Origin of the sequence: Psychrobacillus sp. OK032, assembly GCF_900111345.1 — a bacterium.
Lineage (GTDB): Bacteria > Bacillota > Bacilli > Bacillales_A > Planococcaceae > Psychrobacillus.
On sequence record NZ_FOGY01000004.1, the window covers coordinates 177304 to 201111 of the forward strand.

The 23808-nt window shown below is 34.1% G+C and carries 28 protein-coding genes, 1 pseudogene and 1 riboswitch; of the genes and pseudogenes, 19 read left to right on the forward strand and 10 right to left on the reverse strand.

Annotated features, from left to right (window positions below):
• Nucleotides 1–41: 41 nt before the first annotated feature.
• Nucleotides 42–323: an acylphosphatase gene (locus BMZ04_RS09670; protein WP_093268880.1), complete on the reverse strand. Its 282-nt coding sequence runs from the start codon at nucleotides 321–323 to the stop codon at nucleotides 42–44.
• A 159-nt stretch (nucleotides 324–482) separates the two neighbouring features.
• Here BMZ04_RS09670 and BMZ04_RS09675 point away from each other — a divergent pair, with 159 nt between their 5' ends.
• Both BMZ04_RS09675 and BMZ04_RS09680 read left to right on the forward strand, forming a co-directional pair.
• Nucleotides 483–761, forward strand: coding sequence for a DUF1033 family protein (locus BMZ04_RS09675; RefSeq protein WP_093268885.1), 279 nt, complete (start codon nucleotides 483–485; stop codon nucleotides 759–761).
• A gap of 191 nt (nucleotides 762–952) precedes the next feature.
• Nucleotides 953–1153, forward strand: coding sequence for a cold-shock protein (locus BMZ04_RS09680; RefSeq protein ID WP_090561394.1), 201 nt, complete (start codon nucleotides 953–955; stop codon nucleotides 1151–1153).
• Between the two features lie 117 nt (nucleotides 1154–1270).
• Here the strand turns inward: BMZ04_RS09680 and BMZ04_RS09685 are convergent, their stop codons facing one another.
• On the reverse strand, nucleotides 1271–1909 hold the full coding sequence (locus BMZ04_RS09685; protein WP_093268890.1) for a hypothetical protein: 639 nt from the start codon (nucleotides 1907–1909) through the stop codon (nucleotides 1271–1273).
• 104 nt (nucleotides 1910–2013) lie between these two features.
• Here BMZ04_RS09685 and BMZ04_RS09690 point away from each other — a divergent pair, with 104 nt between their 5' ends.
• Nucleotides 2014–2502: a YkvA family protein gene (locus BMZ04_RS09690; protein ID WP_255367867.1), complete on the forward strand. Its 489-nt coding sequence runs from the start codon at nucleotides 2014–2016 to the stop codon at nucleotides 2500–2502.
• Nucleotides 2503–2768: 266 nt separating this feature from the next.
• Here the strand turns inward: BMZ04_RS09690 and speD are convergent.
• Nucleotides 2769–3167 (reverse strand): annotated as a pseudogene (speD, locus tag BMZ04_RS09695) (adenosylmethionine decarboxylase); the annotation flags it as partial.
• A 254-nt stretch (nucleotides 3168–3421) separates the two neighbouring features.
• Between speD and BMZ04_RS09700 the strand changes: the two are divergent.
• Nucleotides 3422–4276, forward strand: coding sequence for a hypothetical protein (locus BMZ04_RS09700; protein ID WP_093268897.1), 855 nt, complete (start codon nucleotides 3422–3424; stop codon nucleotides 4274–4276).
• 317 nt (nucleotides 4277–4593) lie between these two features.
• On the opposite strand, the gene BMZ04_RS09705 is transcribed toward BMZ04_RS09700, so the two are convergent.
• Together BMZ04_RS09705 and msrA are read right to left on the reverse strand one after the other, a co-directional pair.
• Nucleotides 4594–6198 (reverse strand): ABC-F family ATP-binding cassette domain-containing protein, encoded by a 1605-nt coding sequence (locus BMZ04_RS09705; RefSeq protein ID WP_093268903.1) that lies wholly within the window; start codon nucleotides 6196–6198, stop codon nucleotides 4594–4596.
• Nucleotides 6199–6283: 85 nt separating this feature from the next.
• Nucleotides 6284–6799: a peptide-methionine (S)-S-oxide reductase MsrA gene (gene msrA, locus BMZ04_RS09710; protein WP_093268907.1), complete on the reverse strand. Its 516-nt coding sequence runs from the start codon at nucleotides 6797–6799 to the stop codon at nucleotides 6284–6286.
• 121 nt (nucleotides 6800–6920) lie between these two features.
• On the opposite strand from msrA, the gene BMZ04_RS09715 reads away from it, so the two are divergent.
• The 9 genes from BMZ04_RS09715 to metA all read left to right on the forward strand — a co-directional run bounded on the left by BMZ04_RS09715 (nucleotide 6921) and on the right by metA (nucleotide 15792).
• The gene (locus BMZ04_RS09715) at nucleotides 6921–7862 is read left to right on the forward strand and encodes an LCP family protein (protein WP_093268910.1); all 942 of its coding nucleotides are present in this window, start codon (nucleotides 6921–6923) and stop codon (nucleotides 7860–7862) included.
• A gap of 347 nt (nucleotides 7863–8209) precedes the next feature.
• Nucleotides 8210–9406 (forward strand): AI-2E family transporter, encoded by a 1197-nt coding sequence (locus tag BMZ04_RS09720; protein WP_093268913.1) that lies wholly within the window; start codon nucleotides 8210–8212, stop codon nucleotides 9404–9406.
• 5 nt (nucleotides 9407–9411) lie between these two features.
• A complete protein-coding gene (locus BMZ04_RS09725; RefSeq protein WP_093268916.1) occupies nucleotides 9412–9807 on the forward strand; it encodes a sporulation protein in 396 nt (131 codons plus the stop codon).
• Nucleotides 9808–10452: 645 nt separating this feature from the next.
• Complete coding sequence (locus BMZ04_RS09730; protein WP_093268919.1) at nucleotides 10453–10680, forward strand: hypothetical protein; 228 nt, start codon at nucleotides 10453–10455, stop codon at nucleotides 10678–10680.
• 67 nt (nucleotides 10681–10747) lie between these two features.
• On the forward strand, nucleotides 10748–10879 hold the full coding sequence (locus BMZ04_RS23060) for an RAxF-45 family protein (protein ID WP_304442096.1): 132 nt from the start codon (nucleotides 10748–10750) through the stop codon (nucleotides 10877–10879).
• Nucleotides 10880–10996: 117 nt separating this feature from the next.
• Nucleotides 10997–12865: a ribosomal protection-like ABC-F family protein gene (gene abc-f, locus BMZ04_RS09735; RefSeq protein ID WP_093268922.1), complete on the forward strand. Its 1869-nt coding sequence runs from the start codon at nucleotides 10997–10999 to the stop codon at nucleotides 12863–12865.
• 17 nt (nucleotides 12866–12882) lie between these two features.
• The gene (locus BMZ04_RS09740; RefSeq protein WP_255367868.1) at nucleotides 12883–13383 is read left to right on the forward strand and encodes a 5' nucleotidase, NT5C type; all 501 of its coding nucleotides are present in this window, start codon (nucleotides 12883–12885) and stop codon (nucleotides 13381–13383) included.
• 241 nt (nucleotides 13384–13624) lie between these two features.
• Nucleotides 13625–14569: a VOC family protein gene (locus BMZ04_RS09745; RefSeq protein ID WP_093268930.1), complete on the forward strand. Its 945-nt coding sequence runs from the start codon at nucleotides 13625–13627 to the stop codon at nucleotides 14567–14569.
• 124 nt (nucleotides 14570–14693) lie between these two features.
• Nucleotides 14694–14802: riboswitch (SAM riboswitch) on the forward strand.
• An 81-nt stretch (nucleotides 14803–14883) separates the two neighbouring features.
• On the forward strand, nucleotides 14884–15792 hold the full coding sequence (gene metA, locus BMZ04_RS09750; protein WP_093268933.1) for a homoserine O-acetyltransferase MetA: 909 nt from the start codon (nucleotides 14884–14886) through the stop codon (nucleotides 15790–15792).
• Nucleotides 15793–15880: 88 nt separating this feature from the next.
• Here the strand turns inward: metA and BMZ04_RS09755 are convergent, their stop codons facing one another.
• Nucleotides 15881–16813 (reverse strand): aldo/keto reductase, encoded by a 933-nt coding sequence (locus tag BMZ04_RS09755; RefSeq protein WP_093268938.1) that lies wholly within the window; start codon nucleotides 16811–16813, stop codon nucleotides 15881–15883.
• Between the two features lie 165 nt (nucleotides 16814–16978).
• Between BMZ04_RS09755 and BMZ04_RS09760 the strand changes: the two genes are divergently transcribed.
• From BMZ04_RS09760 to BMZ04_RS09775, 4 genes are all read left to right on the forward strand, one after another.
• Complete coding sequence (locus tag BMZ04_RS09760; RefSeq protein WP_093268941.1) at nucleotides 16979–17620, forward strand: alpha/beta hydrolase; 642 nt, start codon at nucleotides 16979–16981, stop codon at nucleotides 17618–17620.
• Between the two features lie 88 nt (nucleotides 17621–17708).
• Complete coding sequence (locus BMZ04_RS09765; RefSeq protein ID WP_093268943.1) at nucleotides 17709–18509, forward strand: MBL fold metallo-hydrolase; 801 nt, start codon at nucleotides 17709–17711, stop codon at nucleotides 18507–18509.
• Nucleotides 18510–18684: 175 nt separating this feature from the next.
• Nucleotides 18685–19308 (forward strand): DUF4652 domain-containing protein, encoded by a 624-nt coding sequence (locus BMZ04_RS09770; RefSeq protein WP_177184398.1) that lies wholly within the window; start codon nucleotides 18685–18687, stop codon nucleotides 19306–19308.
• Between the two features lie 241 nt (nucleotides 19309–19549).
• The gene (locus BMZ04_RS09775; RefSeq protein WP_093268951.1) at nucleotides 19550–20212 is read left to right on the forward strand and encodes a hypothetical protein; all 663 of its coding nucleotides are present in this window, start codon (nucleotides 19550–19552) and stop codon (nucleotides 20210–20212) included.
• A 44-nt stretch (nucleotides 20213–20256) separates the two neighbouring features.
• Here the strand turns inward: BMZ04_RS09775 and BMZ04_RS09780 are convergent, their stop codons facing one another.
• The 4 genes from BMZ04_RS09780 to BMZ04_RS09795 form a co-directional block, all read right to left on the reverse strand.
• Nucleotides 20257–20490, reverse strand: a complete 234-nt coding sequence (locus BMZ04_RS09780) for a PepSY domain-containing protein (protein WP_255367869.1) — start codon at nucleotides 20488–20490, stop codon at nucleotides 20257–20259.
• Nucleotides 20491–20738: 248 nt separating this feature from the next.
• The gene (locus BMZ04_RS09785) at nucleotides 20739–20963 is read right to left on the reverse strand and encodes a hypothetical protein (protein WP_093268955.1); all 225 of its coding nucleotides are present in this window, start codon (nucleotides 20961–20963) and stop codon (nucleotides 20739–20741) included.
• 4 nt (nucleotides 20964–20967) lie between these two features.
• Nucleotides 20968–21138, reverse strand: coding sequence for a YvrJ family protein (locus BMZ04_RS09790; protein WP_093268959.1), 171 nt, complete (start codon nucleotides 21136–21138; stop codon nucleotides 20968–20970).
• The gene (locus BMZ04_RS09795) at nucleotides 21131–21646 is read right to left on the reverse strand and encodes a sigma-70 family RNA polymerase sigma factor (RefSeq protein ID WP_093268964.1); all 516 of its coding nucleotides are present in this window, start codon (nucleotides 21644–21646) and stop codon (nucleotides 21131–21133) included. The genes BMZ04_RS09790 and BMZ04_RS09795 overlap by 8 nt, the downstream gene beginning before the upstream one ends.
• A gap of 509 nt (nucleotides 21647–22155) precedes the next feature.
• On the opposite strand from BMZ04_RS09795, the gene BMZ04_RS09800 reads away from it, so the two are divergent.
• Both BMZ04_RS09800 and BMZ04_RS22350 read left to right on the forward strand, forming a co-directional pair.
• Nucleotides 22156–23463 carry a tetratricopeptide repeat protein gene (locus tag BMZ04_RS09800; protein ID WP_093268968.1) on the forward strand — a complete coding sequence of 436 codons (1308 nt, stop codon included), beginning with the start codon at nucleotides 22156–22158 and terminating at the stop codon, nucleotides 23461–23463.
• Nucleotide 23464: 1 nt separating this feature from the next.
• A complete protein-coding gene (locus tag BMZ04_RS22350; RefSeq protein WP_177184399.1) occupies nucleotides 23465–23602 on the forward strand; it encodes a hypothetical protein in 138 nt (45 codons plus the stop codon).
• Nucleotides 23603–23808 lie beyond the last annotated feature (206 nt).

Below are 23808 nucleotides of genomic sequence, written 5' to 3' on the forward strand. Positions count from 1 at the left end.
AATACGAATGGGAGGGAAGAAGGTTTCATTTTCCTATAGATTTAGACGATATCTGTTTCCATTTTTGTATATTCCTTTAGCATATCGAATATTTCGATTTCAAATGCATTATTTTTTGATAAAGGGAATACACTTTTTTGAATAAATTCGATAAATTCATTTAAGCGACCTACATCGCCTTCTATATCTATTATAATTTCCTGGTACTCATTTTGCATACAATAACCTTTTAAACTAAGTGATTGTGCTTTTTGTTTTACTAGAAATCGAAAGCCAACTCCATCTACATCTCCGTGCATATGAATATGTGCCCGCTTTTTCAACTCATCTTCTCCTTTATCGTTACATAAATAGTATTAACTATAACTTAACTGATATTATGCATATTTTCAAATCTTTCACCATGTAAAAGTCATTTGAGTAGACATTTTTCGTCGAAGCAGTACAATATGTGTTAACAATAAATGTTAGAGGCGATGAAAATGTATGAAGTTATTTATATGAAAGCAGATTACGAACCTTGGTGGGCTTTCGAAGGATGGGAGCAACATATCGTAACAAAAGTCACCTTCGAGCAAGAGGAGGAGGCATTGCATTATTTAAATAAGACATTAAATGAATTTCGTGAAAAGTTCCCTAAAGAGCAAGTAAAAGGGGATAAATATTGGGCTTTTTGGTCGATGAAAGAGCAATGTTATTGTGAATCATGTGAGGATGATTTACAAATATATCATGGGGTAATTTGGAATACTCAGCAGTAAACGATTTAGAATTATAAAAAAACTTGTTGACTATATTTATCCAACTGGTATACTTTAATTAACAATTTAAAGTGAGAAACAGTATTTGTAATTCACATATCCTATGTAGTGATCGATGTGATGTCGGTACTTCATGGAATATGTGAATTTTTGTTTTTCGCATATTGATTAATATTTTTGGAGGTAATAACATGAAACAAGGTACAGTAAAATGGTTTAACGCGGAAAAAGGATTTGGCTTTATCGAAGTAGAAGGAGAAAACGATGTATTCGTACACTTCTCTGCTATTCAAGGTGAAGGTTTCAAATCACTTGAAGAAGGACAAAAAGTAGAATTTGAAGTTGTAGAAGGAAACCGCGGACCACAAGCTGCAAATGTAACTAAATTATAATTGATGAAAAGAAGCCCTCCGAAATGGAGGAGCTTCTTTTTTTGATAAAGGGAAGACTTTTATCGTGCGTTAGTTCGTCATCTAGTGGTTTGCTGTAGGTATTCTGTTAACTAGTTTTCACTCCAAATTTTCGATAACAGAACGGACGATAAACTGTTCATCGCCTTCTTGCAAGATAAATTCCCTTTTGATTTCTCCAAAATTCTCTTTGAAATATTTTCGTATGGTGGACCCATCTTCATTTCTTTTTTCCATAACGATGACGTCATTAAATGTTTGGAGACTCGTTATCAAAGAATCCGTAGTTGAGGTAATTTTCCAATCGTTAAATGTAGCACCAACTTCAAGCGGAGTGGCTAAATATACTTCAACCTCTTGCATTGTTTGGAGTTCTTCTAGGCTATAAGTTGTAGGTTCATAAGCTTCACCATATTCAGCTATTAGACTTACTTTATTGTTTTGGATATTATATATCCTTTGGACAACTGTTCCACCGTTATCCTCATACGTAATGACATAATTTTCATATGGATACCGGGTTGTCAAAGTATAGGACGCATATTCATTTCCTTCTCCTTTAAATTGAGCTACGGAATTGTCGGGCATAAAAAAGTGAGATAAGTTGATCGACGGTTCAGAAGTAGTACCTACTTCTTCTGACGGAGTTTTTGAAGTTGTTTCCGTATCTACAGGTTTTTCGTTTCCGCAAGCAACAAGAAATAAAATAGGTATTAGAAAAAATAAATGCTTTATCATTTTAGTTACCTCCTGATTTAGTTTATGATTAGACAGCCTATGTGGTTATTTGTTTCATTTTGTCGTTTTTTTGGTATAGTGAAAATAAGAGAGGAGAGATATTAGTGAATACTGAATTGAAAAAAGAGTTACCTCCTTATGAGGAACAGCAAGACTTTTATATGAAATTGCGTTCAAAAATTACGGATTTTGCTCAATCTAAAGCGGGGAAAACGTCTAAATTTGCACCGTATTTATTGTTTGCTCCAGATTTATTTCATTTGCTTATAAAAGCGATGTTAGATAGTCGAATAGACACAAAATATAAAACACTTATTGGTAGTGGAATTTTATATTTTATCACACCGCTTGACGTCCTCCCCGAGGGATTAATCGGTCCTGGCGGATTTATCGATGATATTATTGTGGCTACATATGTGGTAAATATGTTACTAAATAAATTTTCTCCTGAAATTATCGAAGAGCATTGGGTCGGTGATGAAAAATTATTAAATTCTTTAAAGAAAATATCAAAAACAAGTGATTCTGTTGTAGGTAAACTACCATCGAAATCTATACTAGGTAAATTTATAAAAAAGGGAAATAAAGCTTGAAAGACAAACTAGAGTTAACTTCAAAATTAGCATTCGGCTGGATGAAATGAAGTGGCATCCCTCCGAATGCTAGAAAACTAGGTAATGGTTTAGTGATCGTTCCCTCCAAAACAATCCATCATAACCTATTTACCATAGAGTAGTTTTTTCACAATAATCAAAAGTAATTTACTGGTTATGTTTATTTAATAGCCACAGGTGATAATAAGACGACTTTACATTCAAATTTGAATTGTAAAGTCGTTTTTTATTACCTTAAATCTCAGCTATATCGAGTAAAACCTTAAAGTTTCGGATTCTATAATTTCATTATTAGATTCGTTTAAAGTAAGAGTGAATTTTTTAAAAGCTGTATTATTATTCATTTTTTCACCACGGGAGATCTCATATACATCGGATTGTTTAGCTTGTAACATTTGAAGAATTTCTTTTAATGCCGGCCATATTTTTTGATCTCCACCTGTGTATAGATCTAATGCTGCATATCTATGCTCCGGCCATGTATGAATGCAAAAATGAGAAGTTGATATCCCAATAATTCCTGTTACTCCTTCAGGTATAAAGGAATGGAAATGATAGGATAGAATCTCCATTCCTAATTTATTTATTGCTCCTGTTAATAATTGCTCTAACACTATTGCGTCATTAAGAATATCATTTTGACAATCAAAAACATTTTGTCATGTGAATTTTCGTTTAGTAGTGGAATTTATTAATTTTAAATCTTTAATAGTATTACATTATGTTCAATAAGGTAGAGTGACTGTGCAAATTACATATTGTATAAAACTATTAGAACAGAAGTTAATTTCTCAATGGGGGACTGTCTAAACTCTTATCATTTCATCACATATATTATTAAAAAGAGATGAGGTGAATAAATGAAAGAGAATCAAACTATTCTAATTTATTTCCCAATATGAAAGATCAAATAGTTTTACATCAATTCGATTTAAAAGATACAAATAATTTTATCAAACATCTTAAAAACTCGAAAACATCTGTTGTGATTGATGTTTCCTGGGCTGATACGGTAGAAATGTTACAACGCTGCGATCAACTTGGTATCAAATATGTAAACATAGCATTAGAGAATACGATGGTTGATGAAAATGAAGAATTATTTGAAGGATTTGGGTTAATAGAGAGAATGAGAATTTTAGAAGAGAAGAAACATACTTTTACAAATTTACGTGCTGTAATTGGATCAGGTATGAATCCAGGTGTGGTTCAATGGATGGCAATTGAGCTACTAAAAAATGATCTATCAGAAGAAGCTCCAATTGCCTGTTATATTGTGGAAGATGATAATTCATTTTATAGAGATATAAAGAAAGCAAAGAAGAATGTAATCTATACAACTTGGTCACCAGAATGTTTTCTCGATGAAGCAATATTAAGTTACCCGATGTCTATGAGGCATCGTACTCCACTTTTCCTATATGAAAATGTATATGACGTCGAATTTAAAGTGACGCTGGGGGATAAGAAATTTTATGGTTGCTTAATGCCACATGGAGAAGTTTATATATTAGGTAAATTGTACGATATGGAATGTGGCTTTTTAAATAAGATAAATGATCATACTTCTGAGTTAATTCGTTCAAATATTGAAGATGTAGATAAATTGTGGGATTTTGAAATGAAGGTTCTTGACCCCCTTGAAGCTACATTAAAAGGGGAGGATTTAGCAGGAGTACTACTAGTTTATAAAGACAAGGAAAGATATATGTACAATGTATCAAGAAATGATTCGATTTTTGCTAAATACTAAACTAATGCCACATATTTTCAAGTAGCTTGCGGAATTTATGCGTCTCTATTAGTCCTGTTATTAGATAAAATACCAAAAGGAGCATACTATTTAGATGAACTCTTGTTAAAAACAAATAATAATTATGGTCAATATTTGACTCATTACATGACTGAATTTGTAACAGGGGAAAATAAACATTCAGATGGTCTCTTACACGACAGAATAAAAAAGCGCACATGATATTAAAAGAATTCCAAGAATTATTAACATATTTGGTTAGCAAAACAGGGTATTCCACCTCGATATAATCGAAGTAGAATACCCTGTTTATATTATTATGAAAGTTTTTGTGCTTCTTTCCATTCAAGGAATTCATCATAAGATAATTGTTTATCTAAAATAGAACCATCTTCACGTATCTCAATTACACGATTTGCAATCGTTTGAATGAACTGATGGTCATGCGATGTGAAAATCATAGCGCCTTTAAAAGCAGTCAATCCATTATTTAATGCTTGGATAGATTCTAAGTCTAAATGGTTTGTAGGTTCGTCTAGTAAAAGTACATTCGACTCGGATAGCATCATTTTAGAAAGCATACAGCGAACTTTTTCTCCACCGGATAGAACAGAAGGTTTTTTCTTTACTTCTTCTCCAGAGAATAACATACGTCCTAGGAATCCACGTAAGAATGTTTCGCTTTCATCGTCTGGAGAATATTGACGTAACCAGTCTACTAGTGAAGGTTCACTTCCTTCGAAATACTTAGCATTATCTAGAGGGAAGTACGCACGTGTAGTAGTGACACCCCAGCGGATGGAACCTTCTTGTGGCTCTTCTTCCTCTGCGAGTACACGAAGTAATGCAGATTTTGCTAATTCTCCTCCAAGAAGAATAATTTTGTCATCTTTATTCAAAGTAAAGTTCAAATTAGAGAATAGCTTTTCTCCCTCAAATGTGTAGCCTAGATCTTGTACTTGTAAGACATCATTTCCAATTTCACGTTTCATTGAGAAATTGACATAAGGATACTTACGAGAAGATGGTCTAATATCATCTAACTCGATTTTGTCTAACATTTTCTTACGTGAAGTTGCTTGCTTAGATTTAGAGGCATTTGCACTAAATCGAGCGATAAAGGCTTGAAGCTCTTTAATCTTCTCTTCTTTTTTACTATTTTGATCAGATGCTAGCTTCGTTGCAAGTTGACTTGATTCATACCAGAAGTCATAGTTTCCAACGTATACTTGGATTTTACTAAAGTCTAAGTCCGCAATATGCGTACATACTTTGTTTAAGAAGTGACGGTCATGGGAAACAACAATTACTGTGTTATCAAAATTGATAAGGAAGTCTTCTAACCATTGAATTGCTTTAATATCTAAATGGTTGGTAGGCTCATCTAGTAAAAGAACATCGGGTTTACCAAATAGTGCTTGAGATAATAACACTTTTACTTTTTCTGAACCAGTTAACTCCGACATTTTCTTTTCATGCATACTATCAGGAATTCCTAGACCTTGTAGTAAAATAGCAGCTTCTGATTCTGCTTCCCAACCATTTAAGTCTGCGAATTCACCTTCTAGTTCAGCTGCACGCATACCATCTTCATCTGAAAAGTCTTCTTTCATATAAATGGCATTTTTTTCATTCATTACTTCATATAAACGTTTATGCCCCATAATAACTGTTTCTAAAACTGTATATTCCTCGTACTCGAAGTGATTTTGTTTTAGAATCGCTAAACGTTCATCTGGATTCATAATGACATTACCTTCTTGTGGATCTATTTCTCCAGATAAAATCTTAATAAATGTTGATTTTCCTGCACCATTTGCACCGATTAAACCGTAACAGTTACCCGGTGTAAACTTTATATTCACGTCTTCAAATAATTTACGATCACCAAAACGAAGACTTACATTACTTACTGCAATCATGCTAGTACCTCCTAAAATTCACAATGCTCTTATTATACCACGAATTAAGGCTAACTTGGTATTTTGAATACTTGTTTTATTATGCTTATTTCCAGTGTTTGTCTATAAATTCGTCTCGACCGGACTGAGCACGGTCTTCTTTATAATGGTCAGGGCTTTTCTTATAGAAATCTTGGTGATATTCTTCGGCCTTATAAAAAGGTTTTGCTTCTCTGATCTCTGTAACAATTGGTTTAGAAAATTTTCCACTTGCTGCTAATTGTTCTTTTGATAACTCTGCAAGCTGACGCTGTTCTTCAGTATGTACGAATATTGCTGCGCGGTAACTTTCTCCGCGATCTTGAAACTGTCCGCCTGCATCTGTTGGATCAATTTGTTGCCAAAATATTTGAAGTAGCTCATTGTACGGAAAAATTGAAGGGTCATATTGAATTTCGACTACTTCCAGATGACCAGATGTTCCTTTTTTTACATCTTCATACGTTGGATTTTCTACATGTCCTCCCATATAACCAGAAGTTACTTTATGAATGCCATCCCATGAATCGAATGGTTTGACCATGCACCAAAAACAGCCACCAGCGAATGTTGCTTTTTCCATTATTATCATTCCTCCCATTATTGCAACTAGAATTTTATCATGAGATGCTTAATTGTACAAAATTCCGAAACTTAAACGTGGAAAATACGTTATTATTAACATATAAAGGAGCGATTTCAAAATGGAAGAAGAACGACAAATACCAACAAGACGTAAACGAAAGAAACGACTCCGAATAGGACGAGTCCTCACATTATTTCTTGTATTAGTTTTAATAATAGGTGGAACCTATACCGTTCTGCAATATTCCGCTGGATATAAATTGGCAAACAAAGAAGTGGATTTAACAATTGATTTTGAAGGGGATAAGTTGCGAAAAGGGGAACGGGAAAATATATTAGTGCTTGGGGTTGACTCAAGAGGACAAAAACAAGCGCGTTCTGATACGATGATGCTCGTTTCTTGGGATAAACAAGATAATGACGTGAAGATGATCTCGTTTATGCGGGATATATATGCAGATATTCCTGATCATCAATCATATAAACTCAATACAGCTTATTATCTTGGAGGAGTTCAGTTATTAAAAAATACCATTAATCAAATGTTTGATCTTCCCGTTCACCATTATGCGTTAATTGATTTTAGTAGCTTTGAATCGCTTGTTGATATACTTGCTCCTAATGGTGTTCCGATGAATGTAGAAAAAGATATGTCAGAGAAAATCGGGGTTTCCCTCGTCAAGGGGCAGCATAATTTATCCGGTAAAGAACTGCTTGGTTATGCAAGATTTCGCGCAGATAGAGAAGGCGATTTTGGGAGAGTTGAAAGACAACAAAAAGTTATGGAAGCATTAAAAAATGAACTACTTTCGATAGAAAACCTGCCTAATACCCCTAAGTTTTTAGGCGCTGCAGAAGGCTATATTGAAACAGATTATTCTAGAACGGATAAAGCAAAACGTATTATAGATGCGCTTATTAGTGGAAAAATAGAAATGGAAAAGCTAACTATACCAGTAGAAGGAACTTACTACGATTCTAGCTATAAGCATGCTGGATCAGTTCTTGAAATTAATACAGAAAAAAATAAACAAGCCATTGATGATTTTTTGGCAAAATAATAACGCTTTAACTTCATTAAGCAGATGTTTTTTTGCGACGAGCTTGCACAGGAGCAGAAGTCTACCGCTCTTAATAAGCGGTGAGATGAAAGCAAAGTATATATACAATTCAGTGAGGTCAAAAAAACCTTGCTCGAGCTGTTACTCGTCGCAAACAATAACTGCTGATTATCGAGGAAATCTGGCTAAGGTCGCCGCGTCCTGCGGCTACGATTGCATGACCCACACCTGTAAGCCTCAAGCGCAAATCAAAATTTGGAGGCAAATACGCCGAGGCGTCTTTATTATTTGCCAATCTTTTCATTCGTCCGTAAAATAAACTATATAAGAAAGGGTGTTTGATAAAAGTGGAGCCTGAAAAACCTTCTTTTTTTTCTACAAGATACATAAAATTTTTAGGAGGACGTAATACGTTCTTCACATTTATCGTAATATTGTTAATAGGACTTATAGTGATGGTATACGACAAAGTTTCGTTTATTTTTGATCCGTTAACTATATTTCTAGGAAATGTGGTTTTACCAGTTATTCTAGCGGTCATTGCATATTATTTATTGAGACCTATATTGCGACTGATCGAGAAGATAAAAATTCCGAGAGTATGGGGTATATTAATCATCTTTTTAGCATTAATCGGATTAATCACCTTACTCGTATTTTTGGTCGTTCCATTTTTAAAATCACAGTCTACTAGGTTGGTCGAAGAATTACCTGTTTACCTGATTCAGCTATTGAACTCTTTAGACAGTTTTTTAAGAACATCGTTTGTTTCAGACTATTATCTAGAAATTGAAAAAGAAGCGATGGAAGTATTGAGAAACGTTCCTGCTGAAGTGGGTAAATTGTTTCAAAATGCAATTTCCAGCATCGCAACAGGAATCACTTCTGTTGTCGGTGCGGTAACAAGCTTTGTATTATCTATTATTTTGGTACCATTTATTCTCTTTTATTTATTAAAAGACGGAGAAAAGCTACCAAAGTTTGTGATAAGAGTTTTTCCACCTCGCATGCGGGATGATTTTCACTCTGTCTTCAGAAGTATCGATAACCAAATCAGTGCCTATATTCAAGGGCAAATTCTAGTGGCCATGTGTATTGGAATTATGATATTTATTGGCTTCACAATCATTGGCATGGAATATGCGTTACTTCTTGGAGTAATTGCAATGGTGACAAGTGTCGTACCTTATCTAGGTCCAGTCATTGCAATTACTCCGGCTGTTATCATTGCACTTGTGTCGTCGGATCCACTTATGTTAGTAAAGCTGGCCATCGTGTGGACGGTAGTTCAATTAGTAGAAGGAAAGTTTATCTCTCCACAAATTATGGGAAAATCTCTTCATGTGCATCCAATCACAATTATTTTCGTTTTGATTACTTCTGGGGCATTATTTGGAGTCCCAGGTGTTGTGTTAGGGATTCCAGGGTATGCAATCCTAAAAGTGATTGTGTCACATTTTTATACATTATTTAAAAGACGTTATAATAAATATGAACCGAATTTAGAAAACCAATATGAGCATACAAATAACAAGGTGGATTGAGAGTAATGGCGAAGAAGTTTGAATCTTCTATAAAAGTACAAACGATTAAAATCGATACAATAGTAGACCATCCTTATATTGAACACGGTATAAATCTTTCTGGTACCATCTATATTGATGGTGTCCATGACGATGAATCTGTTGAAAATATTAAACTGGAGGTTTTCAAAGTAAGGAACGAGCTTGTTTCTGAAATCATCTCCAAACATTCAATTGAATTAGTTGGATCAGTCGCTTCTAAAGATATGCAAATGATTCCTTTTGAAATTATGCCCGATGAAAGATGGATTTCGGATGGGGAAGAGGAAGTGTCTAATCTAATATTACGGACGACTGTTCTGTTTGAAAATGGCAAAGAATTCAGTGATGAAGATGAAATCCACTTCGATATTGAAGAATAAGGAAATGTGGAACTCCAGTGACTGTACTGGGGTTTTTTCTTTTTCTAGGAAATTATTAAATTTATGTTGAGTGTATAACTTTCTCCAAACAACAAACAATATAAGGTATGCCAATATTATTATTAAACGCAATTAGGGATACTGCGCAACAATTAATTGAATAGTGACCGCAAGCCCTCGCACTATGGCAAAAAGCATCCGCTAGATTGGTTTTGTCGCGTTCGGCAGCTGTTTTGTAACTTTCGGCATAGGCTTTGTCGTGTTCGGAAGGTAGTTTGTCGCGTTCACAGCATGTTTTGTCTCGCTTGACCAATTATTGGAATTTAACTTCAGCAAATATTACATAGAATTGAGTTTAAAACAGTGACGCTAATTAGTTAGCAGTATTTTTCGTGGATTGAAGCGGAAGGGCGGCGACTCCAGCGGGAACAGCGCGAGCTGAAAGCCCCGCAGGAGCGTGAGCGACGAGGAGATTGAAGCCGTGCCCGCGGAAAGCGTCCGCCCTGCAGCGGAAATCCCACCGGTAACTTCCTTAAGACGCAGTATCCCTATTCCGTGAATTATCCATTTATAATGGTAATTTTACTTTTTTTGCATAAAGCTGTTAAATTAGCGTATTCTAACGAAAAAGTAGGAGGAAATTAAATGAATAAAAGAATTTCATTCGCTATACTCGTTTCATTGCTTATGCTATCAGCATGTGGGTCTAATCGTGAGTCAAATGAACCTGCTAACCCCGAAACACAAATGGATAGTCGAGAACAAAATATCCCCAATACCGGAAATGAAGAAGTCAATCAAGAAAATGACATCGGTATCCCGGACACAGGTGACGATATGAATGATCCAACTTTTGAAAAACCAAAGGAATAATCCATTGAATTATTAGAATTTTTATGATAAAATAATTTTAACTATATCGAACGGAGGTGAAGAAAGAATGAAAAACGCTGTGAATGCACATAGATTTATCCTGGAATTTTTATCCACATCTTGTGCGATTACTCATGAAATTGCTATCAACGGGACCAGTCTGTCCATTTTTAGCAAATTGAATGAATACCACAGCTGATAAAGTCATTCTTTCTGAACCATGTACACATGGAAAAGACTGCTTTTCAGGCAGTCTTTTTTTGTGCAGAAAAATGCTTCCAGCTGAATTGATTAAAAGGAAAAGGAAGCGAATAACATGATATGTACAATACAAGAAATAAGCAAAATGCTTGGAGGAAATATAATTTTTGAAAACTTATCTCTATCTATAAAGACTGGGGATAGACTTGGAGTTGTTGGACGAAACGGGGCAGGAAAGACGACTTTATTTAAGTTGATTGCTCGTATAGAATCGCCAGATAAAGGAAGTATCCATTTTAAAAAAGGAACAAAAATAGGTTACTTAGCACAAATACCTACATTTTCAGCAGACATAACAGGTTTTGATGTGTTGAATAGCGCTTTCCAGTCATTAAACGAAATACAAATAAAGCTGAAAGATCTCGAAATGAGGTTATCCGATGCTAATCCAGAAGAAATGGATACATTACTACAAAGTTATGGAGATGCGCAGGAAGCATTTACGAATCTTGGTGGATACCAAATGGAATCGGAAATAGAAAAAGTGATACAAGGACTTCAATTATCAAACTTCGTTTATCAATCTTTTTCTAGTTTGAGCGGTGGAGAACAGACGAAGATTTTGTTAGGTAAGCTTTTACTTACAAAACCGGACTTACTGCTTTTAGACGAACCGACGAATCATTTAGATTTATTTGCTGTAGAGTGGCTAGAGGAATATTTGGTCGCTTATGCAGGAACGGTAGTGATTATTTCTCATGATCGTTACTTTTTAGACCAAGTTGTTACAAAAGTGGCTGATTTAGAAGAAGGCGAACTAACGGTCTATCATGGAAATTACTCGGCCTTTAGTATAGAAAAAGAAGAACGACTTACACGTGAGTTTCAAGCATACGAAGAACAACAAAAAAAGATTAAGAAAATGAGAGAAGCGATTAAACGATTAAGACAATGGGCAAATGAAGCTATTCCTCCAAACCCCGGTTTACATCGTCAAGCGAGAAATATGGAAAGAGCTTTGGAACGGATGGAAAAGGTAAGAAAACCGCTAATCGATCCGAAAAAGATGGATTTAACTTTTGAAGCTGCCGCAAGGAGCGGCAAAGAAGTGATTGTCATGGAAGACGTGTGCAAATCATTCGACGAAAAAGTGTTGCTTCATCTTGCAAACTTACATGTGTACTGGAAAGACCGGGTAGCAATTGTCGGTCGTAATGGTACTGGTAAGTCGACGATATTAAATTTACTACGTGAAGAAATACCGGTAGATAAAGGTATTGCCCGGCTCGGTAGCAATGTTCGGGTAGGCTTTCTTTCGCAGCACTTCCATATTATAGATCCGAAAGCACGGCTCATTGATGTGTTTCGTAATGAAGTAAATGTCATTGAAGGGGATGCACGCCATATATTAGCTAAATTTATGTTCTACGGACCCGATGTATTTAAACGAGTAGGCGATTTAAGTGGTGGAGAACGAATGCGTTTACGCCTTGCGCAACTCATGCATCAGGACATAAATTGCTTAATGCTAGATGAACCTACCAATCATCTAGATATTGATTCAAGAGAAGTATTGGAAGACGCACTAGAAGACTTCCAAGGTACGATACTTGCTGTTTCTCATGATCGTTACTTTTTGAATAAGCTATTTCCAAGGACAGCATGGCTAGACGAAGGTCAACTAGAAACATTTGAAGGTCCATACGAATGGGCCCGTGCTAAATGGGATGAGTTACAAGCAAAACGCCGCCCGGTTATAGTAGTGGAAACAAAGAAAGCAGATAAACCAATACAGATAAAGCCAAAGCGAGATATATCGGTAGAAGAGGAAATCGCTCAAGTTGAAAAGGAAATAAAAATATTAACTGATCAAATAGAGTCGGCAAATGATTGGGAGCATTATGAACAGTTAATGGAAACCAAAAAACAACGAGCTCAGTTTTTAGAGCAATTATTGGAACAATGGATGGAGAATGAAGATTGAAACGAATTGCAATTGATATGGATGAAGTAATTTCAGCTTTTAGCTTAAAATGTTTGCAGTTATTTAATGCTGATTGTCAAACCAAATATACGCTAGCTAACCTACATGGGAAATTACTCACAGAACTTGATCAACGTTTTCACGAAAAAGTAAATGATTATTTAGCAGAGGAATCCTTTTTCCTAAATCTTGACGTGATGGAAGGTAGCCAAGAGGCTTTGAGACGATTAAGTAAGCAATATGATATATTCATAGTTACTGCAGCAATGGAATTTCCAGCTTCATTAGCACCTAAGTATCAATGGTTAAAAAAGCACTTTCCTTTCTTGAACGAAAAACATTTCGTTTTTTGTGGAGATAAAAGTATTATTTGCGCGGATTATTTAATTGATGACACCCCTAAAAACTTAGACACTTTTAAAGGGGAAGGATTATTATTTTCAGCTCCACACAATGTGAATAATAATGCCTATGTCCGATTAAATAATTGGAAAGAAGTAGAACAATATTTTTTATAAATAATGGTACGGTCATTATTGATAATAAAGTGAGATTTCATATTAATCATATTAAAGTATAAATATAATTGGAAAGCCCTTTCGGATAGAATATGCACTATTCGAAAGGGCTTTTATTACATCTTTTAATTTGTTAGAGTATTGCAAATCAATCATTCCCATGCTAATGTTGAATAAACATATAGAATAACTAGGTATTGGGGTTTAATTATTATTAATAAGTAAAAATGAGGAGGATCTTATGTCAAAAATAGTAAGTATAACAGAAAAAACAGTTCCATTTGTTATTCATCCAGAGACACAAATAGGTCAAGTCGTTCTGAAAGTGATGGACTTAAAGAGACAAATAGCTTTTTATGAAGATGTGGTTGGGTTACACGTAATTCAACAGGATGAAACAAAAGCATCGCTTGCAGGAAAAGGGAGCGATAAGGCGATATTAATTCTAGAAAAGACTGCAGATGAACTTCAGGCATCTAGAAGTACCGGAGTTTTCCACACGGCTTTTTTAGTTCCAACAAGAGAGGCATTTGCAACTAAGTTTTTTCAAATTTTAAGAAGTAAAAAGACAGTAGATAGCCCAGTCGAGCAAGAGGCACGATTTACTCATTTTGAACGGTTTATTCCAATTGCTCGGTTGGATAGTGCAAGTGATCATGGCTATAGCGAGGCTTTTTATTTATATGATATTGAAGGCAATGGTATTGAAATTTATGTCGATCGCCCAGTAGAAGATTGTTCGAAATACCCGGGAGGTAGTAACCCGTTAAATTTTAAAGAGCTAGCTAATTTGGCCGATTTTGATAGTGATGGAAGTCTCCCAGCAACAACAACAATTGGACATATGCATTTGCGAGTTGCGAATGTGGAAGAATCGATAAAGTTTTATGTGGACGTTGTAGGATTTGAGAAACAAACAGTGTTAGATTCCGCATTTTTCATTTCCGCAGGTGGATATCACCATCATATAGCAGGGAATGTTTGGGCGGGGGAAAACAATCCTCAACCTCCAGCAAATGCAACTGGATTAAAAGAATATACGATAGTACTTCCAACTAAAGATACATTGGAAGAACTGAAAAACCAGTTTGAAAAACACAATTATGAAGTTCATGTGCATGAACAAACACTTTCTACAAAAGATCCGAGTGGAAATCGTATCATTTTTGAAATACAAAAAAAATAGCATAAAAGAAGACCTTCCGAATATTTCTTTTTGGAAGGTCTTCATCATTGATAATTTCAAATAGTTGCACAAATAATTTTCCCGTGATAGTATTTATAAGATTAATAAATTTAACAATTAAATATTCTTATCAAGAGAAGCAGAGGGACATGGCCCTGTGAAGCTTCAGCAACCTCTGAATTTGTCAGAAAGGTGCTAACTCCTACAAGATTTTTTGTCTTGAGAGATAAGAACTGAGAGCTATCAACACACCCTCTTTTCTTATCCCTGAGAAAAGAGGGTTTTTATGTTACATAGAAAGGAAGACAAAGACAATGCCGATAAAAGTACCAAAGCAATTACCAGCAACAGAATTATTAAAAAAAGAAAAAATATTTGTAATGGATGAGGAGCGTGCTGTCGCACAGGATATCCGTCCTATCAATATCATTATCTTAAATTTAATGCCAGAAAAGGAGAAAACTGAGCTACAACTACTAAGACTTTTAGGAAATACACCATTACAAGTGAATGTTACTTTTATGAATATGGCTTCGCATGAATCTAAAAATGCAAGTAAAACGCATTTAGATACATTTTACACAACGTTTGAAGAGATCAAGCACCGTAAATACGATGGCATGATTGTTACAGGGGCTCCAATTGAACATTTACCATTTGAAGACGTAAATTACTGGGAAGAGATGGTTCAAATAATGGACTGGACGAAAACGAATGTGACATCCGTTTTACATATTTGTTGGGGAGCACAAGCTGCTCTATATCATCATTATGGAATTGAAAAATACGAATTGCCAAAGAAATGTTTCGGGGTGTTTGATCATCATTTATTTGACTTAACAGTAGATTTAGTACGTGGATTTAATGATGTTTTTAATGCACCAGTGTCTCGTTACACATCTGTTTCTTATGATGAAATTAAAAACAATCCAGCCCTAAATTTACTATCAGTCTCGGAGGACGCTGGTGTGTTTCTTGTCATTTCCAATGATGCGAAACATATTATGGTGACGGGTCATTTAGAATATGATGCGACCACATTAGCAGATGAGTATAACCGAGATGTGTCAAGAGGAATTGATATTGATGTACCAGAAAATTACTTCCCAAATAATGATCCATCAAAAGAACCATTTAATACATGGCGTTCTCATACTCACTTATTATTTTCCAACTGGCTAAACTATTATGTATACCAAGAAACACCTTATGAGTGGGAATAATAAAAGCACAAGCACCTGTCAGTGCAAGGCGCTGGAGTCTGGACGTAGAATAAAAGCACAGAGCGTTGTTCGCTCTGTGCCAAATTTTTTAGTTAAAAATACGATCAATTTCAGCTATCTCATCTAGAGAAAGCTTCACTTCTAGCGTTTTTAAATTTGCTAAAACTTGCTCTGGTTTTTTCGCTCCAGGAATAATTACATCTATGCCTCTCTGAGCTAAATACCAGGCAAGCACTACATTTGAAACGCCAACATTTTTTTCATTAGCTATTTGACGAAGTTGTTCTACTTTTTCCAAGTTATGAACAAAAGCTTCACCTTGGAATAATGGATTTTTAGAACGGCCATCTTCAATCGTACTATTTTTATCGAATTTTCCAGTTAGTAAGCCTGAAGCAAGTGGGAAATATGGGATAAAGGAAATATTATGCTCTATTGTATATGGCAGAAAATCATTTTCCGCATCCCGCTTTAACAAATTGTACCCCGATTGCAAGACATCTATATAACCATCTTGGTTACCTTCTTTTAATTGATCAAGAGTAAAGTTAGATACGCCAATCGCGCGAATTTTCCCTTCTTCTTTTAATCGGTGAAGTGCACCAATTGCTTCTTCTTTTGGTGTCTTTTCATCCGGATAATGTATGTAAAATAGATCAATATATTCTGTTTGAAGTCGTCGCAAACTATTCTCCACTGTTTCTCTTAAAAAACTAGGGGAATTATCCGTAACAAATTGCCCATCGACTACTTTATGTGCCCCTTTGGTTGCGAGTACAATTTCATGACGATTTCGATTCTCTTTTATTACTTCTCCTATTAACTCTTCTGATCTTCCTGGTCCATACATATGTGCGGTATCTAAAAAATCAATTCCATTATTATACGCAGTCCGTACAATATCTTTCCCAGTCTCATCACTTAGATTAGGAAATATATTATGTCCTCCAACTGCATTTGTACCTATTCCTACTGGATTAACGAATAATCCTGTTTTACCGATTTCCACTTTAGCTACCATAATAGTAAAAACAACTCCTTATTTGAATAGTCAATATCATCATACCAATAATACAAACTAAAGTGGTAGGAATTAGCTCTTTTGAATTTTTTAAGATAAACAAATGGTAAATAAAAGTACAGAAGTGCTATGATTAGTTGACTTATAATTGAAGGGAAGATACGAATGAACACAACATTTACGTATACTCATAGTGCTCCACCAACTACAGATAAAACGAAAAAGTATCCAGCATTATTTTTAATGCATGGGATGGGTAGCAATGAGCAGGATTTAGTAGGACTAGTATCTAGCTTAAAAAACAAATGTCATATCTTTAGTATTCGCGGCCCTATTAATCAGCCACCTGGTTATGCATATTTCACAATTGAAGGATTTGGGAAACCTCATCGTACGGTTTTTGACCAGGTAGTAAAAGACCTTCAATCTTTTATCGAGAATACAATCGAAGAGTTTCCAATAGATAGCGAACAAATTTATCTTTTTGGTTTTAGCCAAGGAGCAATCCTATCTCAATCCCTAGCGCTAGTAATGGGTAATGTAGTAAAAGGAATCGTCGCACTGAGTGGGTACATTCCAGCATTTGTGAAAGAAGAGTATGCAATACAACCAGTGGATAAATTAAATGCTTTTATATCGCACGGTGAATTAGATAATAAGCTTCCATTTGAATGGGGCGTTGCAAGTAAAGATTATTTCACTGAACAAGGTGCAAACGTTACATTCAAATCTTACCCAGTTGCACACGGAGTATCGTCCGAAAATCATCAAGATTTAATCGCGTTTCTAGAAGCAAATATTAGTTAAATAGAAGGATTATATACCGCTTATGACGAATATTGTTCACCATAAGCGGTATATTTTTCAGATAAATTAGAAACGTGGGGTAAACAGAATGATTCAATACGAGAATGAAACCATTAGGGTTTTCCAAAGCGCATTGTATATGACGACTTCAGCAGTAATAGAGCTTGAAGAAGCAATTATTATAACCGATCCAAATTGGCTGCCAGAAGAAGTAGAAGAAATAAAGGAGTATGTTAATCAAATTAAAAAGGACAAACAGCTATATATCATTTACACACATAGTGATTTTGACCATATTATTGGTTCAGGTGCATTTCCAGAATCAAAAGTGATAGCTAGTAGGAATTTGAGTGAAAACAAACATAAAGAGAATGCGATGAAGCAAGTAGATACCTTTGACCAAAAGTACTATTTACAAAGAAATTATAAACCTACCTATCCAAGAGTAGATTATATTGTGTCAGAAGATGGTCAGGAATTAGTTTTAGGAACAAGTACCGTAACATTCTACTTAGCACCAGGGCACACGGATGATGGTTTATTTACAGTTATTGAGCCAGCTGGAATCTTTCTTTCCGGTGACTATTTATCAGATGTTGAATTTCCATTCATTTTTGACAGTTATCTTGAATATGTTAAAACGATGGAAAAAGCAAAAGACATTTTTTCAAATCATAATATTTTCGTTCATGTACCTGGACATGGTCATACAACAGAAAATATAGTAGAAATGCAGAATAGATTACACTTTTCACAAGAATATCTTGAGCAATTGCCTAATGCTCAAGAGAATATTGAGGAAATATTGCTAAAGAGATACACATACTTTGAAGGCATGAAACATATTCATGAAGATAATAAGAAATTAGCAATGAAAGAAAAGATATAGATTACAAGAAGAATAATGAATGGAAAACAAGTAATTGGAGCAAAAAGATTTTGATTATAAATTTATAATTCGTCCGCCATTGACAATATATAAATGAACTTGATTACACCTATATAGATTTCGAAAGAAGACCGTACGTTGTTAATGCAGCAATAAAGAAATGGGGTATTTATCGATGAATGAAACGAAACAACAATTGAAGCGGAAGATAGGAATTACAACGATAATTGCTTTTTTAGGTTTACTTATTTTTAGTATTTTTATAACGCCTTCTGTTTTAGGTAAAGATAATACCCCTGATCAATTTAACGCAAAGATAGAAAAAGAATATGAAGTTAACTTTCATTCAGGATGGAAAAAATCTTCAAATAGTTTACAACAAGCGACCATTGACGGAAAAGGTGAATTCGCATCAGAGGAAGGCGAAGCGGTCCTTGTGATAGAAAATCTTAAATCGAATGTAACAACTATTTATCGGTTAAAAGATAACGATTTAGGTCAATATACACCTAAATATATTGAATGGATTGATGGAAATCGATTGTTTGTAATTATTGGTTATTCCTATGGAACGGTAACGACAGGTGGAAAGCTTTATGAACTAAATATAAAGGAGAATGCTCTTACACCGGTTATTGAGGGTTTACCAGAAAACGAAGAAATTATGTCTGTTAAAGTCAATAAAAATGGTACGTTCACATATAAAAAACATATATATGACAGTGATAACTATGATTATAGCGAAAGTCACATCGAGGAAAGAAGGATGCCAATTCCTCTTACCCGTTCGTATAGATAAAAAGAGCTTGGTTCTAGTCCAACTAGAACTAAGCTCTTTTAAAATAGTATATAGAAATTTGAATATACGCATAAAAGAGTAATTACATATTGTATAATTAATAAGTAATTGGATCTCATGGTTGGTCGTACAGCTTTTCGGGTACTACAACATTTAAGTGTCCATTTCATACCCAATTATATCTAGGAGGGCAATATCATACACAAGAGTCGATAAAAACAGGTAAAATAGGAGAGATAAAATGAAACTAGCATGCTTGCACGCGCATCATACAAATATTGACTATATAGAAAGTGCTTTAGCAACTCTTAATATAGAATTAATGCATTTTGTTGATCCGGGACTTATGAACAGAGTAACAAATGATACAGGGTTCAACCAATTGGATGCCAGTATAAAAGTAAAAGAACAAATAGAGTGGATAGCAAAGTGTAATGCCGATGCAATACTTATCACTTGTACAAACTATATCGCATTATTAAACGAAGAGGATCTTTCCTGCTCCATTCCAATTATTAAAATAGACGAGCCTTATTTTGAAGCAATTTGTCAAATAGACGAACCTCAAGTTATCCTTTTTACAAATCCAGCTACAATAAAAGGCACTATGAACCGACTAAATGATTATGCAGAAGCCAAACAGAAAACTTTAAACTTAGAAGTTATGGTAATTGAAGGCACATTTGAATTATTGATGCAGGGGCTAAATCATGAATATAACCAATTAATATCTACCTACATACGTAGAATCGGACATGATGGTAAAAAGGAAATCTCCGTTGCCCAATTATCTATGGTGAACGCTGCTAAGGAGATTGAGCGCGAAATATCGAAATCAATACTAAATCCATTGGATACATTGAGCTCATCCGTTATCAATCAATTAGCTATCACGAAAAAGTAATCCATCTAGGGAAAGTACTAATGGATTACTTTCTTTTAGATTATTCATGTATTGAAGAACATACTACTTTCCTGATCGATGTCCTCTATTACCCCTGTTTTCACATTTATATCCACTTCAAATACTCCACCTTCAGCTGTCGAAATAAATACTTCATATACTAAAAGTCCATTATCCATATCCAAATCTACATGGATAACTTCCCCTGGAATTTGTTTACTTGCAATTTGCATTGCTTGTTCAATTGTAATTCGCTGACTATACGTAGGGTTTACCAATTAAAATAGTCCTCCTTATTCAAATGTATCGTTCTACAGTATGTAGGAGGGGGGATATAGGTGAATATAGGATTAATGATATTTTCCACTTTTGGATGAAAACTTCCACTAAAAAACTGCACCCCTAATTGTTGTTTTTCGCTAACAACTACGGTGCAGTTCATATACGTATGGGAGAAACTCCAATGATAAATGGTAGCTCTAGTGACATAGTAAGCTTATTAATGAATAATAAATCCAGAATTTTTTCAGCACCTCGTTAATACTCCAGAATAGTCTTGCATACGTTCTTCACCTATGAAGTCAAAAAAGCCTGGGACCTCAAGGTTGATATTATTTTTAATTATTTTAATAATGCGCTCTTTTAAATCTTGTTCCAGGTCTTCTCTGCAGTCATTACTTGTTTGAAACAATACACTTTGCAGTTTGGGTTCTAACTGTTTTAAAATCGCAAGAATTTCGAGTTCGTCCATTTATTCACCTCCTTTTTCTTTTATCGTTCCTATTATTAACTACATTCCCAATGCTGTGGATGGCATTTTCAAGGGATTCTATTTTATTTTCGAAACGGTGTAATAAATAAATAGAAACCACAATTGGAAATCCAAAGTTGCCAATTAATTGTACAATGTTCCCTGCATCAATCATGAGTAATCTCCTTTCTAACTTTTTTAATTATATTTTTTCTTGTCTTTGAGACCGCTTGTTGTGTAATCCCTAAATATTGAGCAATCTCTTTATCTGTCATTTGCTTCACATAAACAAGTGACAGTATTTCCTTTTGTCTATCTGTTAGTTTTCTTAAACAATTAAATAATTTATGACTAGCTATATGGTCAATAATGTCTTCAGAAAAACCAATCGAATCAGAATATGATCTCTCAAGGAATATTGGAGAAAGATCTAAATTATTTGTTAAGATTAATTGGTATCTATCCTTATAAGTGCGCATCTTTCTATCAAAATGTTTACTCTCATAGTGTAAAACCTTTATTAGGTAGGATATAATCCTGTAGTTTTGGTAATGTTTTTTAAATCTTAAATCAATTTTTTGTTTAATCTCTTCTGAATTAGTAGTTTTGAACTCTTCAAATAATGTTAAGTTAGAAGGACATTTTAAGAACTCTTGGATTATCTTCTGTTTTTCGGAATTCATTTTATCACTCCTCCACAAATAAGAATCGACGTTCTAATTTGGCGTGTGAAAAATAATGTGTAATTTCCCGGGTTAAGATATATCTTGTCCTATAAAGGGGATTTCTTCATTTTTTTAACAACCACTTTTTTAATAAAAATTTAATTAATGCTCCAGGACTTTATGCTCTTTTTGGGATAGTTGAATAAAATTATAATTTAGTAAAAAGTAATTGTTCTTTCCTAAATATTACTAAAAATCAAGCGTTTATAGAACAAAAATAAGTTGGGAAATATCGTTTTATACTTATATTTATCTTTATATAAATACTTGGAATTTCATAAAAGAAGGAAATTTTAATATTACATAATAATTTTAGGATGATAGGCATATCTTTATAATATATTTGTCAGTCACTATACGTAACCCGTTCATATGCTTATTGTCAGAAAGTGTCGAGCGATTGTTGAAGGTTTTTCACTATTCTTAAAGAACTAATATATATACTACGTTCATAGAGGTGGGGAATAATGAGTAGTATAGGTTATATCATCAAACAAGAGAGATTAAACCAAAATATTAAACAGACCGTATTGGCAAGAGGAATCTGTTCTACTTCCTATCTCAGTAAAATTGAGAATAATTCGACTGTTCCAAGTGAAGATGTAATAAATTTATTGTTGGAAAGGCTAAATTTAGAAATAGATAAATTGCCAAATGAAGAGGAAAATAAGTTCATTGATGCTTTTTATGAATTGTATAAAGATGCAATTATTCAGAGGGATAAGAAATTGATCAGAGCAACGTTGCATGAGTTTTCTGTTCAAAAGACCTACTTTTTACAACTTAAAAATTATTATACTTATAACCTTTATATGTTTCGACTAATGTTAATACTGAATGAAAAGAAAGAGAACCTACAATCCACATATGCTGTGATAATAAAATCGGAAGATAATTTTGATGAAAAACAAAGATTCATCAGAAATTTAAATCTAGGCCTTTATTATTATTTGAACGGTGATTATTATAAAGCATTAAGTAAATTAGAGAGCTCCCTGAAATTTGTAAATAATGTTTCGAATGAAGAGTGGGAGATAGCAGATTTTCACAATGTGCTTAGCTTGATTTACTTTAGATGTAATGATTTTTTTAACACAATTAATCACGCCACCAAATCATTGAACTTCTATAAAGACAATCTCCTGTTTGAAAGAGCTATTGATTGCTACATTGTTATCGGGGCTTCACATAAAAAAATGAGAAGATATAAAGAAGCAGAAAAAAATTATAATCTAGCCAAAAAACTGGTAATAGACTATAAAGTGGTTAATTATGAAGGGATGATATATCAAAATATAGGTTCATTATATGCAATCCAAGAGGATCACGATAAGGCGATTGAGTATTATAAGATGAGTCTAAAAAGCAAAGAAGAGAATTATAATGTGGAAGGTTATTTAATAACTATTCTTTCAATCATTAAGGAGTATTCTAAGCAAAATAACCATATAGAGGTCCTTAGTTGGTGTAAAAAAGGCTTTGAGGCAATGGAAGATATAGAGAATAAAAATAATACAGAATACCATTCCTATTATTGTCATTTAGAAATATATAGAGCGCTCCATTCTTCAACAGATGAACTTGAATCGGTATTAAAGAAAGGGATAAATTATTTCGAATTGGTCCATGACGATCGGCATGTACAAAAATATTCCATTTTATTAGCAAATTACTACTTTAAAGAAAGTAAGTTTAAAGCAGCCGATCTATATTATCAAAAAGCAATTCAAATGCTATTTAAACAAAATTTTATTACGAAGTGGGAGGATTTGTGAAGTGAAAAAGAAAAAAGTATTTATATGTTTATCTTTAGCTTTTATCTTGACATTAAGTTTTACAACCAAGACAAGTAATATTGCCAAAGAAGAAGAAGTACCTAGACCAACATCTATCTATTACACTTCTTTTTTATAAACTATTAGTTAATATTAGTGATTGTAAATATGTGATGCCAGATACTCATTAGCTATAAATAGGCTGATGAGTATTTTTTTAGAGTAGAAATAATGCATTTGATCAATTTTGAAGGAAACATCTAATGGGAAATGAAATTGTATATCGAGACTAAAAGATGTATGATTATCGAAAAAAGTTGTGTAAGAGACAACTTCATTCATTAT

Coding starts and splice junctions, on each gene's coding strand:
- BMZ04_RS09675 (WP_093268885.1), top strand. CDS start 483: ATGTATGAAGTTATTTATATGAAAGCAGATTACGAACCTTGGTGGGCT.
- BMZ04_RS09680 (WP_090561394.1), top strand. CDS start 953: ATGAAACAAGGTACAGTAAAATGGTTTAACGCGGAAAAAGGATTTGGC.
- BMZ04_RS09685 (WP_093268890.1), bottom strand. CDS start 1,909: ATGATAAAGCATTTATTTTTTCTAATACCTATTTTATTTCTTGTTGCT.
- BMZ04_RS09700 (WP_093268897.1), top strand. CDS start 3,422: ATGAAAGATCAAATAGTTTTACATCAATTCGATTTAAAAGATACAAAT.
- BMZ04_RS09705 (WP_093268903.1), bottom strand. CDS start 6,198: ATGATTGCAGTAAGTAATGTAAGTCTTCGTTTTGGTGATCGTAAATTA.
- msrA (WP_093268907.1), bottom strand. CDS start 6,799: ATGGAAAAAGCAACATTCGCTGGTGGCTGTTTTTGGTGCATGGTCAAA.
- BMZ04_RS09715 (WP_093268910.1), top strand. CDS start 6,921: ATGGAAGAAGAACGACAAATACCAACAAGACGTAAACGAAAGAAACGA.
- BMZ04_RS09725 (WP_093268916.1), top strand. CDS start 9,412: ATGGCGAAGAAGTTTGAATCTTCTATAAAAGTACAAACGATTAAAATC.
- BMZ04_RS09730 (WP_093268919.1), top strand. CDS start 10,453: ATGAATAAAAGAATTTCATTCGCTATACTCGTTTCATTGCTTATGCTA.
- BMZ04_RS23060 (WP_304442096.1), top strand. CDS start 10,748: ATGAAAAACGCTGTGAATGCACATAGATTTATCCTGGAATTTTTATCC.
- abc-f (WP_093268922.1), top strand. CDS start 10,997: ATGATATGTACAATACAAGAAATAAGCAAAATGCTTGGAGGAAATATA.
- BMZ04_RS09740 (WP_255367868.1), top strand. CDS start 12,883: ATGGATGAAGTAATTTCAGCTTTTAGCTTAAAATGTTTGCAGTTATTT.
- BMZ04_RS09745 (WP_093268930.1), top strand. CDS start 13,625: ATGTCAAAAATAGTAAGTATAACAGAAAAAACAGTTCCATTTGTTATT.
- metA (WP_093268933.1), top strand. CDS start 14,884: ATGCCGATAAAAGTACCAAAGCAATTACCAGCAACAGAATTATTAAAA.
- BMZ04_RS09755 (WP_093268938.1), bottom strand. CDS start 16,813: ATGGTAGCTAAAGTGGAAATCGGTAAAACAGGATTATTCGTTAATCCA.
- BMZ04_RS09760 (WP_093268941.1), top strand. CDS start 16,979: ATGAACACAACATTTACGTATACTCATAGTGCTCCACCAACTACAGAT.
- BMZ04_RS09765 (WP_093268943.1), top strand. CDS start 17,709: ATGATTCAATACGAGAATGAAACCATTAGGGTTTTCCAAAGCGCATTG.
- BMZ04_RS09770 (WP_177184398.1), top strand. CDS start 18,685: ATGAATGAAACGAAACAACAATTGAAGCGGAAGATAGGAATTACAACG.
- BMZ04_RS09775 (WP_093268951.1), top strand. CDS start 19,550: ATGAAACTAGCATGCTTGCACGCGCATCATACAAATATTGACTATATA.
- BMZ04_RS09785 (WP_093268955.1), bottom strand. CDS start 20,963: ATGGACGAACTCGAAATTCTTGCGATTTTAAAACAGTTAGAACCCAAA.
- BMZ04_RS09790 (WP_093268959.1), bottom strand. CDS start 21,138: ATGATTGATGCAGGGAACATTGTACAATTAATTGGCAACTTTGGATTT.
- BMZ04_RS09795 (WP_093268964.1), bottom strand. CDS start 21,646: ATGAATTCCGAAAAACAGAAGATAATCCAAGAGTTCTTAAAATGTCCT.
- BMZ04_RS09800 (WP_093268968.1), top strand. CDS start 22,156: ATGAGTAGTATAGGTTATATCATCAAACAAGAGAGATTAAACCAAAAT.